The 234-nt window shown below is 76.5% G+C and carries 1 protein-coding gene; it reads right to left on the bottom strand.

Features of this window, described 5'->3' with window-relative positions:
- Positions 1 to 234, bottom strand: a 234-nt coding sequence (locus tag KVT14_RS21515; protein WP_217617402.1) for an RsbRD N-terminal domain-containing protein, incomplete at both ends; no start/stop codon positions are given.

Raw genomic sequence — 234 nt, 5'->3', positions numbered from 1 at the left:
CCGGCCCGGCGATGATGGCCTCCCGGGCCGCGGCGAAGGACTCGAAGGTGAACAGGCCGAGGTCGCCGACCAGCCGGACCAGGGTCATGAGGTCGGCGAGGCCGGTGCCCTGCCCGTCGGCCGCGAGGGCGTACAGCCCCTCCTTGAGCGCGAACACGCCGATCGCGGTCTCGCGCGGGGTGACCCCGAGGCGGGCGCGCGTCGCCGACAGGTCCGCGAGCAGGCCGCGCAGGC

This window comes from Cellulomonas sp. GbtcB1 (assembly GCF_019091725.1).
GTDB lineage: Bacteria > Actinomycetota > Actinomycetes > Actinomycetales > Cellulomonadaceae > Cellulomonas.
This window is presented reverse-complemented; position numbering and strand designations above follow the sequence as displayed.